Annotated in this window: 11 protein-coding genes; 5 read left to right on the top strand and 6 right to left on the bottom strand. The window is 38.2% G+C overall.

Annotated elements, in window-relative coordinates; translation table 11 throughout:
* Window positions 1-39 precede the first annotated feature (39 nt).
* From VP98_RS07985 to VP98_RS08010, 6 genes are all read right to left on the bottom strand, one after another.
* Complete coding sequence (locus VP98_RS07985; protein WP_052712186.1) at window positions 40-1,104, bottom strand: Gfo/Idh/MocA family protein; 1,065 nt, start codon at window positions 1,102-1,104, stop codon at window positions 40-42.
* Window positions 1,105-1,125: 21 nt separating this feature from the next.
* Complete coding sequence (locus VP98_RS07990) at window positions 1,126-1,908, bottom strand: substrate-binding domain-containing protein (protein WP_231584144.1); 783 nt, start codon at window positions 1,906-1,908, stop codon at window positions 1,126-1,128.
* 265 nt (window positions 1,909-2,173) lie between these two features.
* Complete coding sequence (locus tag VP98_RS07995; RefSeq protein WP_046174867.1) at window positions 2,174-3,955, bottom strand: glycoside hydrolase family 13 protein; 1,782 nt, start codon at window positions 3,953-3,955, stop codon at window positions 2,174-2,176.
* A gap of 17 nt (window positions 3,956-3,972) precedes the next feature.
* Window positions 3,973-4,803: a sugar ABC transporter permease gene (locus VP98_RS08000; protein WP_052712188.1), complete on the bottom strand. Its 831-nt coding sequence runs from the start codon at window positions 4,801-4,803 to the stop codon at window positions 3,973-3,975.
* Between the two features lie 5 nt (window positions 4,804-4,808).
* Window positions 4,809-6,221 (bottom strand): carbohydrate ABC transporter permease, encoded by a 1,413-nt coding sequence (locus VP98_RS08005; protein WP_082087890.1) that lies wholly within the window; start codon window positions 6,219-6,221, stop codon window positions 4,809-4,811.
* Window positions 6,222-6,281: 60 nt separating this feature from the next.
* Window positions 6,282-7,607, bottom strand: coding sequence for a sugar ABC transporter substrate-binding protein (locus tag VP98_RS08010; protein WP_046174869.1), 1,326 nt, complete (start codon window positions 7,605-7,607; stop codon window positions 6,282-6,284).
* Between the two features lie 478 nt (window positions 7,608-8,085).
* Here VP98_RS08010 and VP98_RS08015 point away from each other — a divergent pair, with 478 nt between their 5' ends.
* The 5 genes from VP98_RS08015 (at window position 8,086) to VP98_RS08035 (ending at window position 14,014) form a co-directional block, all read left to right on the top strand.
* Window positions 8,086-9,639, top strand: a complete 1,554-nt coding sequence (locus tag VP98_RS08015) for an alpha-amylase family glycosyl hydrolase (protein WP_046174870.1) — start codon at window positions 8,086-8,088, stop codon at window positions 9,637-9,639.
* A 456-nt stretch (window positions 9,640-10,095) separates the two neighbouring features.
* Window positions 10,096-11,130: an ABC transporter permease gene (locus tag VP98_RS08020; RefSeq protein ID WP_046174871.1), complete on the top strand. Its 1,035-nt coding sequence runs from the start codon at window positions 10,096-10,098 to the stop codon at window positions 11,128-11,130.
* A 1-nt stretch (window position 11,131) separates the two neighbouring features.
* The gene (locus tag VP98_RS08025) at window positions 11,132-11,818 is read left to right on the top strand and encodes an ABC transporter ATP-binding protein (protein WP_046174872.1); all 687 of its coding nucleotides are present in this window, start codon (window positions 11,132-11,134) and stop codon (window positions 11,816-11,818) included.
* A 139-nt stretch (window positions 11,819-11,957) separates the two neighbouring features.
* Entirely contained in the window at window positions 11,958-12,638 is a 681-nt protein-coding gene (locus VP98_RS08030) for a response regulator transcription factor (RefSeq protein ID WP_046174873.1), read from the top strand.
* On the top strand, window positions 12,635-14,014 hold the full coding sequence (locus VP98_RS08035) for a sensor histidine kinase (RefSeq protein ID WP_046174874.1): 1,380 nt from the start codon (window positions 12,635-12,637) through the stop codon (window positions 14,012-14,014). Before VP98_RS08030 ends, VP98_RS08035 begins: the two co-directional genes overlap by 4 nt.
* Window positions 14,015-14,073 lie beyond the last annotated feature (59 nt).

The raw sequence follows: 14,073 nt of genomic DNA on the forward strand, positions 1-14,073 counted from the left end.
AAAGGATAATCAGCGATATAAGTGGCCCATCCTGTTATACTAGTTTACTTTTACAAATTGACCACTTTCAGCAGACTGAATAATTTTTTCAAGTACTTTTTGGTTTTGATAGCCATCATAAAAATTTGGCATTTCTTGAGCAGACTGACCCCTTATTAAATCTGCAAAATCCTGCAACTGCTGTTTTTCATAGCCATCAGGCACTTGTATCGTTTTGAATGCTGGTGCTTTATCTTCTGCATCTTTCACGCAAATGTCTACTTCATTTGGACGTTCACAATTGAGATGAATCGTTCCGAAGTCACCATACAGTGTAATTTCAAGCTGATTCCCAGATCCCACAGCATGGCGCGTTGTAACGAAATTACCAATTACATCGTGTTCAAGTACCGCTTGAAAACTAGCATAATCATCTACTTCGACCTTTACCATTTCTCCACTGATTGGATCTTTTCTCTCTTGAACAAATGTCTTTGTAAGTGCAGATAAAGAATGAAATTCTCCGACAAAAAACCTGGCGCTGTCAATCATATGTGAACCTAAATCTCCTAACGCGCCTGTCCCTGTCAATGCTTTGTTAAAACGCCAAAGGTATGGAACTTCAAACAAAGGCGCTCCAAATGACTGTAAATAGCGCACAGCAATATGGCGGATTGAACCAATTTTTTCTTTTTCCAACAGCTTCTTTGTATAGCGGAAGGAAGGAATGTAGCGATAGGAGAACCCCACCATGCAAGGTATTGGCTGTTTTTCATACAAAGCAGCCAGCTCTTCCGCTTCATCAAAATTTAACGTAAACGGCTTTTCTGCCATAATTGGTTTCTTGTGTTGAATACACAACTTTAAAACATAAGCATGCAAGTGATTAGGTACAATAGAAATAATGGCGTCGACTTCAGGATCAGCGACTAATTCTTCCATCTTGGTATACCGTTTATTTTCTCTTATCGCTTCTTCATCACCTATTTTGTTTAAAATATCCTCATCTACATCACAAAGCGCTCCCAGCTGCAAACATTCTATTTTTCCCATTGCTTTTCGATGAGCCTCTGCCATTCCGCCAAGTCCAATCATTCCGACATTCATTACCTTGCTTTTAATCAAGTCTGCTCCCCCATCCCTTAATCAAGCTTCATATTTGATTGTTCGCACACTTTCTCTTTCAATAATTTCATGAGGCATAATGCAGTTGTCTACCGGACTTTCTGTGGCTAACACTTCAAATAATTTTTCTGCTGCTTTTTCCCCCATTCTTTCGAGTGGCTGGGCAACAGATGTTAATTTTGGAATCGACATTTCTGCAATACTCAAGTTGTCATATCCAATTACAGAAATATCATCAGGCACTTTTATTCCCATTTTGTGAGCAGCTGTTAAAACGCCTACTCCAACTTCGTCACTTATCGTCACAACAGCAGTTATATCGGGTGCCTTCTTCATCAAAATTTGAAAATGTTTCACTCCATCTTCATAACTGAATCCCCTGCTATAAGTAAGCCGGTTACTTTCAAAAGGAATATTGTAGGCCTTTAATGCTGCCTTGTAGCCCTTAACTCTAGGCACTCCGGCAATAGGGTCTTCCTTATTCCCAATCATGCCAATTTTCCGATGCCCTTTTTCTATTAAGTATTGGACAGCCGAATAAATAGCCGCCTTCCCGTCAACTTCAATATAAGGAACCTTAAATTGATCTGATTTTGTTGATAAAAGCACGAGTGGCATTTCTATTTTTTCAATGTACTCATAATATTCCTTCTCCAAAACAGAGCTGATGAAAATAAGACCGTCTACCCGTTTCTCATTTAACACCTGCAAATACTTCATCGTTTTGATACCAAAGGATTCTGTTTGGCAAAAAATCACGCTTGATCCAAGTTCATGGGCCTTTTTTTCAATTCCATTTAACAACTGAGTTGCATAGGAGTTTAAAAAGTGCGGAAGAATAACTCCAATGGTATGTGTACGCCGATTAATGAGCCCGCGCGCCAATGCATTGGGCTGATAGTTTAACTCTTTTATCGCTTCAAGTACTTTCTTTTTTGTTTTTTCAGAGTAGCCAGGCAGATTATTAATAATGCGTGATACTGTAGCTGTTGATACATTGGCTTTTTTGCTACATCTTTAATGGTATACATCATTCCAAGCCCTTCTTTCTATTTACGTAAATACCGTATCATGGGGCCAGGGTTTTAGCAATTTCACTCTGTTCAATATTCGTTTTAATTTTCCGGTAAAGAATTTTAAATCCTTTTCCTTCGAGAAAAACTTTTGTATCTTTTATTTCTTTACACGACCATATATCGGTTTCATTATAGAAATCTGATGGTATAGAAAGATCGAGCGGTTTATCGCCAGGGTTTAAAATGAATAAAAGCTGTTCCTGCTTGTTAGTCTTTGTATAACTGACTGCTTCCGGATGAACATCATAAAAAGAAAACTCTCCTTCATTCCCGAACACTTTGATTTCTTTGCGCATGGCAATAAGGGTTTGAATTGCCTTCCATAACTCACGGTCCTGCTTTTCTTGTTCCCAAACCATACACTTGCGACAGCCTGGGTCCTGCTCCCCTGTCATGCCAATCTCATCTCCATAATAAAGGCAGGGAGAACCGGGGAAAGACAGTTGAAACAAGTACATCATCAAAAGATTTTTTTTGTTTTCTTTCGCTGTTGTTAATATCCTCGGCGTATCATGACTCCCAAGTAGGTTGAATGCAACTTGGTTGACTGGCTCCGGATAGGACTGCAAAACATGGACAATTTCGTGTTTAAACTGCTCAGTTGTCCGGTCCCCTTTTGCAAAAAAGTCTATTACCGCGTTTGTAAACCGATAGTTCATCACTGCGTCAAATTGGTCTCCTTGGAGCCAGGGCATCGAGTCGTGCCACACTTCACCGAGTATGTACACATCGGGCTTAACGGAATGAACCGCCTGCCTGAATTCCCGCCAAAATTGGTGGTCAACTTCGTTTGCCACATCAAGACGCCATCCATCAATATCAAATTCTTTAATCCAATACTTCGCTACTTTTAATAAGTATTCTTTCACTTCTTGGTTTTCAGTATTTAGTTTTGGCATGGATTTCGCAAAAGCAAATGTGTCGTAATTGAGTTTCTCGTTTTCTATTAAAGGAAATTTCCGAACATGAAACCAATCTTTATATTTTGAGTTCTCCTGATTTTTCAAGACGTCTTGAAACGGTGGGAAATGGAAACCACTATGATTGAAAACAGCATCTAGCATCACTTTGATGCCCCGCTTGTGACATTCCTCTACCAGTTTTTTAAACGTTTTTTTATCGCCAAACTGCGGATCAATCTCCATATAGTCGGTAGTATCATATTTGTGATTGGTTTCTGCCTTAAAAATAGGAGTGAAATAAATTCCGTTAATCCCTAGCTCTTCTAAATAATCTAAGCGATTCATGATACCTTGGAAGTCGCCTCCAAAGTAATTGATTGGCGACGGCTCTTCTCCCCATGGCAACGTTTCTAACGGATTTAGGTTTGCATCGCCATTTTCAAAACGTTCAGGAAAGATTTGATACCAAACTGTTTTTTTAACCCAGCTAGGCACCTGAAATAAGTCTTTGGCGTTCAAAAATGGAAAACAAAAATAATAATCACTGCGTTTTGGTTCTTCGTGATCAAATCCACGTTCTGTATAGTAGATGGTCTCCTCTCCATTTATACATTTAAACCCATAACGCAAACGTCGAAAAGGCGGCTTTAGCTCAGCAAACCAATAGTCAAACAGTTCGTCCGATCCAGCAAGCTTCATTTCTTTCTTCCCGCGCTGCCACTCTCCATTTGCCCACATATACGGATCTCCATGTATCAGTTCAACTTTTGTCAGATCATTTTTTTTAGACCTCATACGAACGTGAATTGTCTCTTCATCGTATGCATACGCAAAATTATTTTTCGGACGGTGATAAATCGCTTCTTTTAACATGAAACTCCTCCTGTATATTATCCTTTATTGGCGCCTGCTTTTAATCCATTTACAAGCTGATCTTGGAAAATAAAAAATAGAATAGTAATAGGCAGTGCCACAAGTACGGCTCCTGCCGCAAAGTTCGTAAATTCTGTATTTGCACGTCCTGAAATCATTTCAAACAAGCCAACGGCCAATGTTTTCTTTTCGTCCGAGCGCAAAACAAGTCGTGCAAAGATAAAGTCCATCCAGGGACCGATAAAGTTTGTAACCGCAATGAATACTAAAATTGGCTTAGAGAGCGGCATCATAATTTTATAAAATATTGTAACGTCACTCGCTCCATCAATTTTTGCTGCTTCTTCTAAGCTTCTTGGAATTCCATCAAAATAGCCTTTTACAAGCCAAGCGCCAAACGGAATCGATCCGCCAGCATATACAAGGATTAATCCCCAATGATTATCCAGTAGATTGACTTGAAGCAGAAGAATATAGATCGCGATCATGCCCATAAAACTCGGGAACATTTGCAGTACGAGCATAGCCATCAATCCCTGTTTTCTGCCCGGGAAACGGAAGCGAGAGAAAGCATATGCAGCTGTTACCACTAAAACAGTCGATAAGATCATATTCCAAAAAGCAATTTTAAACGTATTCCAGTACCAAAGTGGATAATCTGTTTCAGTAAATAAATACTGATAGTGCGCAAATGAGAGCGTATCCGGAATCAATCTTGAGGAGAATAATGAATCTCCTGGATTTAAGGAACCCGCTACAATCCAAACAACTGGATACAAAACGCAGAGAGCGGTAATGATTAAAACAGCGTACATCAACATATTTCCAACTTTCCTGCTTGAACTCATGCTCGTCATGACATCATATCCTCCTCTTTAAAGGCTCTCGTCCGTCTGAAATTCCAAATCGAGAATGTAGCAATAATAATAAAAATTAAAATGGAAACGCACGAAGCAACCGCAAACTGGTTGTTGTCGAGTGTTAGTTTATAGATCCAGCTAATCAAAATATCGGTTGATCCTGCATAAGCATAATCAATGTTGACCGGCCCGCCTTCTGTCATTAAGTAAATGATATTGAAGTTATTGAAGTTGCCTGCAAATGACATAATGGCAAGCGGCGCAGTGGCAAACATAATAAGCGGCATCGTAATCTTCCAAAACTTTTGGGAGCTTCCTGCACCATCTACATCCGCTGCTTCATATAATTCTTTGTCAATACTTGTTAAGACACCGCTCATCAATACCATCCAAAATGGGAAGCCAAACCACATATTCACGCCAATGAGCGTCACTTTAGCCAAAAATGGATCAGAAAGCCATGGAACTGCTTGATTGATGATACCTAAATCGATTAAAAACCGGTTAATGGGTCCAAATTCGCCATTAAAAATATTTCGCATGATTAAAATAGAGACAAATTGCGGAATGGCCCATGGCAAGATAAATACGCTCCGCCAAAAACGTTTAAACCGGATGCCTTTTTGGTTTAAAATCACAGCAAAAACAAGACCTAAAAAGAATGTCGTCACTGTAGATAAAATCGCCCAGATTACAGTCCATGAAAAAACACCATAAAAAGTGGCACTCCACGTTTTCATCTGGAACAACTGTAAGAATGTGTCCAGTCCCACCCAGTCTACCAGGCTTTTAGGTGCCAAATGGTTCGGTGCTGAATAATTTGTGAAAGCGATCAATACTCCGAACAATAAAGGAAGAATAGTCAGAAAGGCCGTAAATACAATAGATGGCGTCAACAATAAATAAGGAAATCCGTTTTCCCAAATGTTTTTAAACATTTCTTTTGCATTGTTTGGTTTCAAGCCTTTTTGACTTTTAATTGCAACTTTGTATGCATCACGGACATTAAAATAATAAAACCAAAGGAATAGAAGGAAAGAAATTAAAAACAAAATCCCTTCAATTAATAAAAAGATAGAATGATCCCCTTGTACAATCTTAAATCCATCCCGGCCCTGTGGCGTTTCACCGAGTGTAGTCAACCCCCACATGGCCCACTGGAATGGCACCGTCCAAAAAATGAGAAGATACAATTCCAGTGCAGCAAAGCTGAGCCCTTTTAAAATTTGCCGGTTATACAGCTGTCCAGCCCCCATAAATAGTAGAGACAAAACCGCCGCTATTTTAGGATTGGATCTATCTACTTTAGTTGGCGAAACAGACGATTTGAAAGCCACTTTTCTTTTGGCTTTTTTAGCCGCCGTATCAGGCACACTATACTGTTCTTTGTTCCGTAAAGAAGCCATATCGAATCCTCCTTAAAATAGGGAGGATTGTCTGAAAAAGACATTCCTCCTGTTTCAACATTATTTTGTTTGCGAAGCAATTGCCTGTTTGATTTGCTGTACTCCTTTATCAAGAGCTTCCTTAGGATCTGTACCATTATTCCAGATGGATGTAAAAGCCATTTCCATCCCCGCCCATACTGCCTGCATTTCTGTAATGTTTGGCATAGGAACTGCCTCTTTGATTTGCTTAGCAAAAGCCTTACTAGTCTCATTTTCTTGAACAGATTCATCTTCTAGAAGTTCTGGAGTTGGTGGCAACTGGCCAGTCATTTCGTAACGTTTCATTAACATTTCATCGCTTGTTGCAAATTTTGCTAACAGCGTAGCAGCTTGCGGGAACTTACTGTACGCATTTACATAGTAAGCTTTAACGCTAGAAAACGGCGTTGGCTCTTCACCATTTGGAAGTGTTGGAATCGGTGTAATTCCGAAGTTTACACCCGCATCCTGTAATCCTTTTACTGCCCATGGACCTGTAATATTGTAAAGCAACTTTCCTTCCTCAAAGTAAGATGTCACGACATCGCCTGTAATATCTTCTTTTTTGAGTGGTAATATTTCATCACGGATTTTTTTGACAAAATTGGCCGCTTGTACAGAGCCTTCATTGTTCAAACCGATATCACTTGGCTCAGTGTTGTTTTCACCGAAAATGTAGCCGCCCATTCCGCCGAGGAACGCATAATTAATGTAAAAGTTGCCCGGTTCGATCATTAATCCATAGGATCCTTTGTTCGCTGCCATAAATTCTTTTGACTGCTGGATCAGCTCATCCATCGTTTTAGCCGGCTCAAAGCCCATTCTGTCAAGCAATTCCTTGTTATAAACAAGCGCTACACTCTCTACAGAAGTAGGGAACCCGTACAATTTCAGTTCGCCCTCTGCGTCTTTATTTGAGACCGCCGAGACTGCATTTTCTAGAAACCGCTGCGTATATTCGTCTGCATAATAATTATCATAAATAAGTCCTGCCGTATTCATCGTGCCCACATGGTCACTGGCTGAACTAAACACATCTGCTCCAAGACCCGCCGGCCCATCTGTTTGTAGTTTAGCAGCTGAAGCTGTGTGCTCTACCACTGCAACCTTAACCGGTATTTCATATTCTTCCGTGAATTTTTCAGCAACATATTTCGCCCATTCTCCTTCTGAGTCGTCGTTGTCCCAAAGAAGCAGCTCTGCACCTTCTTCTGGTTGAATTTCTTGGGTAGAGCTGCTGTTGTCTTTGTTACTTGAAGTTTCTGGATCTTGCGAGGGTGCTGTCTGCTGGGTGCCTGGCTTGCTACAAGCCGCCAAAACAAAAACCAATAATGCAATGATTGAGAGGTTAAGCAATTTCTTCAATGAAAATCCCACCTTTTAATGTTTTTAGCTTTTTTACACAACTGTTATGAGATTAGCAACAACGTAAACGTTTACGTAAATGCACGAAATTATTATCAACGTAAACGTTTACGTTGATGTCCGAGTTTATTAATATTATTTTTTCAACCCCTTTTAATTCTTTTTTGTGGTAAGTAGTCAACCTGAGCAAACGTTTGCATCAAAATCTAAAATACCCCCTTTGGAAAGCGGTTTCATTGCTTTCGCTTATTATAAAAGTCTTTTAAATAGAATACAAGCCTTTTTTAAAAAATAATGATATTTCATATATGGTCATAATCGATAACATTCGGCTCTCCTTAATTCGTTGGAGAATTTTTTCTAGGTAATAATAATCAAAAAATTTTTAATGTTTGAAATTTTTAATTTTGGTGATACATTATATTTTGTAACAATTCATGCAACCGTTTTTATTAAAACGAAAGGGAGATGAGAGAGTATGAAAACGAAAAAGTGGAGTGCTGCCGCAATGTCACTAACGTTAGCTATTAGCTTATCAACGGAAGTAAACGCTAAACCGGTAGTGGAAAGTAATAGCAAAAATGGTGTTTATTACGAAATTTATGTAAACTCTTTTTATGATTCAAACGGTGACGGCCATGGAGATTTGAAAGGGATTACAAAAAAGCTTGATTACTTAAATGATGGAAAACCAAACACTAAAAAAGACCTACAAGTGAATGGCATGTGGTTAATGCCTATTAATCCATCGCCAAGCTATCATAAATATGATGTAACCGATTACTATAGTGTTGATCCTGAATATGGGAGTTTAGCTGATTTCCAAAAACTCACAAAAGAAGCTCACAAACGAGATACTAAAGTCATCATAGATTTAGTGGTTAATCATACAAGCAGTGAACACCCTTGGTTTGAAGAAGCTAGCAAAGATCAAAACAGTAAGTACCGGGACTATTATGTTTGGGCTGATGAAGATACAGACCTTAATGAAAAAGGATCATGGGGACAACAAGTATGGCATAAAAATCCAAACGGTGAAGGATATTTTTACGGAACATTCTGGTCCGGGATGCCCGATCTAAACTTTGATAACCCAAAAGTTCGTGAAGAGATGATAAATGTCGGTGAATTTTGGATCAACCAAGGAGTTGATGGTTTCCGGTTAGATGCAGCTTTGCACATTTTTGAAGGGAAAACGCCAGAAGGTGAGAGAAAAAATATTGAATGGTGGAATGAATTCCGTGATGCGATGAAAAAAGCAAATCCAACTACCTATTTAGTAGGTGAAGTTTGGGAACAACCCGAAGTTGTGGCACCTTACTATCAATCTCTTGACTCTCTTTTTAACTTTGATTTAGCTGATAAGATTGTTAATTCGGTTAAAAATGGTACAGATCTAGGCGTAGCTACAGCTGCATCGTCGACGGATGAATTATTTAAAACATATAACCCAAATAAAATTGATGGAACGTTTTTAACGAATCATGACCAAAATCGTGTAATGAGTGAGTTAAACGGTAATGTGAATAAAGCAAAGACAGCAGCTTCTATTCTATTGACTCTCCCTGGCAATCCATTTATTTATTATGGTGAAGAAATTGGTATGACAGGCGAAAAACCAGATGAGCTAATTCGCGAACCGTTCCGTTGGTATGAAGGTGATGGAAAAGGTCAAACGAGTTGGGAAGCGCCAGTATATAACGTTGGTCATAATGGTATATCAGTTAAAGCACAAGATAATCAAAAAAATTCACTTCTAAACCATTATCGTGAAATGATTCGTGTTCGTCAGCAACATGACGAGCTTGTTAAAGGCGATTTAAAGTCGATACAAGTGGATAATTCACAAGTCGTTGCCTATAGCCGTTCTTATAAAGGTAAATCGCTACAAGTCTATCATAATATTTCAGACGAGCCGGTCAAATTTTCAGTGTCTACAAAAGGAAAATTGATTTTTGCAAGTGAAAAAGGGGCAAAAAAGGTTAAATCAACGCTAGTAATCCCTTCGAATACGACAGTAATAGTAAAATAAAAAAAGATAAACGTCCTGATAGGTTAGCTAATCAATTCTTCCATTTTAGGGCGCAATTGCTCAACAATAAGCATTTACTTTTTTGCTAAATTGTGAGAATAATTCTATAAATGATGGGATGAATTTATTAAGAAACCCAGCTAATCTTCTAATATGAAGTTAGCTGGGTTTTTAAAGTTGGATTTGCAAAATAGCACTTAAAACAAATGCAAATTATCGTTTAAAATTACACACCTGTTTTTGTATATCTCTATATTCTTATCAATAACGGTCGTTTTTGTTACAGTTACCACAATATTCTCCTCACATTTAATAATCTCGGTCCTCTAGTAACAACTATTCATTGTTCATTCAAAATCATTTCAAATTCACTTTAAATGTAATTTACTGTTCATCTTCCGTTCATATTCAATCTATAAACTATGGATGTAAAGAAGAGATTGGAGGAAATGAAAGATGAACATTGCGTGGAAAGAAATCAAGAAAAATAAAGTGCGGTTTTTGATTTTAGGTTCAATTGTTTTTCTCGTCAGTTTATTAACATTTATCATATCCGGTTTGGCGAATGGATTGTCCCAGGACAATGCCGCCCTCATTAAAGATTTGCCGGAAGGGCAATTTTACATGAATAAAGATGCAGATGAAACATACAACCTTTCAAGAATTGAAGGTGATTTGCAAAAGGAAATATTAATCAAACAAAAAGATGCTGCGGCATTTTCTATCCAAATGGGTTTTTTAAATGACAAGGATGAGAAACAACAAAGTGTAGCTTTTGTTACATCTACTGATTCAAAGTTATTTAAAAATGTTAAACAAGGAGAAATTATATTAGATAGATCATTGAAGGATAAAGGTATAAATGTTGGAGATACCTTAACGAATAATCAATTTAGTGGCGAATTTATTGTAAAAGGTTTTGTTGATCAAAAGAAATACAGTCATGCTCCCGTTGCTTATATCAATATGGAAAATTACAAAGAAATTTACAGAGTCAAAGAAATGCAATTGGTATTCATCCCAGGCGAGGATTCTTCGACAGAATTCACGGGATTGCAATCATTTTCAAATAAAGATTTTCTCAATACAATTCCAAGTTATAACGCAGAACAAATGTCTTTAAATATGATTGTTTGGTTTTTGGTTGTCATTAGCGGCATGCTGTTTGCCATCTTCTTCTACATGATGAACGTTCAGAAAATCGGTTTATACGGTATTTTAAAGGCAATCGGTATAAAAACAAGCACACTGTTCAAAATGATGTGGACACAGATGCTCGTTATTACAGTAATTGCACTTATAATGTCTATTGCGCTCAGCCAGGCGTTTAATATGATTGCACCTGAAGGGATGCCCTTCTATTTAACCTTTGAAACGACAGCACAATTATCGATCGTTTTCCTAATTATCGGTTTTATCGGATCTACACTTTCGGGTATACAGATCAAAAAAATCGAACCATTACAAGCAATACAGCAAGGAGAGGCTTAATATGACGATATTTTCACTTAGTGAAGTAAGAAAGACATTTACTAATGGCGAAGTAGAGGAAGAAATATTAAAAGGAATCAACCTTTCTCTTAAAGAAGGAGAGGTCACAGCGCTGGTCGGTGCATCGGGCTCCGGTAAAAGTACACTCCTTACAATAGCAGCAGGACTACAGCCTGCATCAAATGGGCAAGTTATATTCGAAGGCCACAATATGGCTGCCATGAGTTCTGAAGGGGTCCGAAAAATACGGGCAAGCAAATTCGGTTTTGTTTTTCAATTTGCCCACCTTGTCCCTTTCCTCACGGTTGAAGAACAGTTGATGCTCATGCTGGACGTTTCCGAATCAAAATTAAGCAAACAAGAACAAAAAAGAGAAGTTAACAGAATTCTGACATCAGTTGAAATGGACCATCGGAAAAATGCCTATCCCTCTTCACTATCGGGCGGGGAGAAACAACGGGTTGCAATCGCCCGCGCAATAATCCATAAACCTAAAATTCTTTTTGCCGATGAACCAACTGCAAGTCTGGATTCAAAAAGGTCCAAAGACGTGATGGCGCTAATTCGGGATTTGACCAAAACATTGAATATTACTACATTAATGGTTACCCATGATGAAGAGATGCTTTCATATGTCGACAATGTTATTAAAATGAGTGATGGAATGGTTCTGCAAAATGGCGTTTAACTTTCCGCAAATATTTGAGATGATATTAATATAGGGAAAATGGGGATAAACAGCCTGCAAATTTACGGGGCTGTTTATTTGTTATTGTTTGTGCAATACACTTTTAATTAAAATAATTCCAAAAAATAGGAGAAGCAAAATGGCAACTATTCTAATTGTAGATGATGATATCAATATTTTACAGCTGGTCAATATCCACTTATCCAAAGCCGGGTATAAAGTATTTCAGGCAAAAGATGGTACCGAAGCATTGGGAGTCCTTAAAAGAGAGACATGTGATTTAGCAGTAGTGGATGTGATGATGCCGTTTATGGATGGCTATGCGTTAACAAAGGAGATTCGAAAGGAATATGATATTCCGGTCATCCTATTAACAGCGAAGAATCAAATTGAGGATAAAGAAAAAGGATTCAAATCAGGGACGGATGATTATCTCGTCAAGCCGTTTGAACCAAAAGAGCTAAACTTCCGAATTGAAGCTTTACTGCGGCGATATGATAAACAGTCAGATGAATCAATTATCCGCTTAGGGAGCACAACTGTAAACAAAAAAAACTATGAGGTCCAGATTGGCGATCGAACGATTCTTTTGCCCTTAAAGGAGTTTGAACTGCTTTATTTCCTTGCTGCAAATCCTATGCGGGTACTATCCCGCGATTACCTGATAGAGCATATTTGGGGTTTGGATTACGAGGGGGATGAACGAACTGTCGATGTTCACGTGAAAAGATTAAGGGAGCGTTTTTCAAAATTGACGGATGATTTTCAAATTAAGACCGCGCGCGGGGTTGGATATTCGCTGGAGACGAATCGCAAATGAAATCTCTTTATGTGAAGTTTGTTGTGATTACAGTCGGCATTATGATTTTCAGCGGAGTCTTTTCTTTTTTAATCTCCAATACGTATTATCAGCAAAAATTAAAACCTTACAACGATCAGAAAAACACAAACATTGCATTGGATGTTGCGGAATTTACGAGCAGCCATCCTGATCTGAATCTTAAAGAGTATTTGGAGAATATCTCCTCCATCGGATACCAGATTTTCCTCATTGATGATGCTGGAAAAGAATCTTATTTTGGTGCACCTTTCAGGGAAAATACCCTGTCTGATTCCACTAAAGAACAAGTATTAAACGGCGATATTTTTCATGGTATTCTCAATTTCCCGAAGGAAACATTTGTCACAGGCTTTTTTGCAAATGAATTGAAGAACACGATTGGTGTCCCGTTAACACATAACGGAGAAAAGTATGCTCTTTTCCTGAGACCGGATATTAAACTCCTTTTTAACGAGATGCATATTTTATTTGGGTGGCTGCTGGCATTAACGATTATTCTGAGCATCGTCATGGTTATTTTCAGTACAAAATATTTAATTCATCCAATCTCTAAACTTACAGCAGCCACAAAATCACTCTCTGACGGCAATTTCAATGTTGATCTTGATATTGCACGTCATGATGAATTGGGCGAACTTTCGCATAGTTTTTTGCGGATGGCCAATAAACTGGAGCGAATGGATGATATGAGGAAAGAGTTCATCTCGAATATTTCCCATGATATACAGTCGCCTTTATCCAATATAAAAGGATATACAAACCTATTGGAAAGTGAAGCAATAAGTCCCGAAGAAAAGAGCGATTACATTTCCATCATCAACGGGGAAATTAAGAGGCTCTCTACATTAACGAAACAGTTGTTACTTCTTGCTTCGCTCGACCGGGATGAAGATATTATAAAAAGAAAATCATTTAATGTTGGGAAGCAAATGAAGGAACTGGTACGAAATTATCAGTGGCAAATGAGAGAAAAAGACATTACGATCGGGTTTTCATTACCGGATGTAGAAATCACTGGGGACCCGTCTTTACTTAATACGGTTTGGGATAATCTGTTAACTAATGCCATCAAATACAATAAAACGAATGGCAGTATCGAAATATCGATTGAAGAGAAAGAAAAATCGGTATTGGTAACCTTTGAAGATACGGGGGTAGGAATGAATGATAAAGAAAAAGAAAGAATTTTTGATCGTTTTTATCGAGTAGATACCGCACGGACGCGTTCAGTTGAGGGAACAGGATTGGGGCTATCAATTGTTGCTGCCATTGTTAAACTTCATGGTGGACTGATCCATGTGAATAGTATGGAAAATGAAGGAACTACCTTTGTTGTTGAATTGCCTGTAAGTTAGTATTGTCTTTTATTTGTGTCATGCAAATCAATCAATTGGTTTGCATCCCCCCTTTTATA

The organism is Domibacillus indicus (assembly GCF_000970685.1).
Classification (GTDB): Bacteria; Bacillota; Bacilli; order Bacillales; family Domibacillaceae; genus Domibacillus; species Domibacillus indicus.

Coding starts and splice junctions, on each gene's coding strand:
- VP98_RS08025 (WP_046174872.1), top strand. CDS start 11,132: ATGACGATATTTTCACTTAGTGAAGTAAGAAAGACATTTACTAATGGC.
- VP98_RS08000 (WP_052712188.1), bottom strand. CDS start 4,803: ATGAGTTCAAGCAGGAAAGTTGGAAATATGTTGATGTACGCTGTTTTA.
- VP98_RS08035 (WP_046174874.1), top strand. CDS start 12,635: ATGAAATCTCTTTATGTGAAGTTTGTTGTGATTACAGTCGGCATTATG.
- VP98_RS07995 (WP_046174867.1), bottom strand. CDS start 3,955: ATGTTAAAAGAAGCGATTTATCACCGTCCGAAAAATAATTTTGCGTAT.
- VP98_RS08015 (WP_046174870.1), top strand. CDS start 8,086: ATGAAAACGAAAAAGTGGAGTGCTGCCGCAATGTCACTAACGTTAGCT.
- VP98_RS08005 (WP_082087890.1), bottom strand. CDS start 6,221: ATGGCTTCTTTACGGAACAAAGAACAGTATAGTGTGCCTGATACGGCG.
- VP98_RS08020 (WP_046174871.1), top strand. CDS start 10,096: ATGAACATTGCGTGGAAAGAAATCAAGAAAAATAAAGTGCGGTTTTTG.
- VP98_RS08030 (WP_046174873.1), top strand. CDS start 11,958: ATGGCAACTATTCTAATTGTAGATGATGATATCAATATTTTACAGCTG.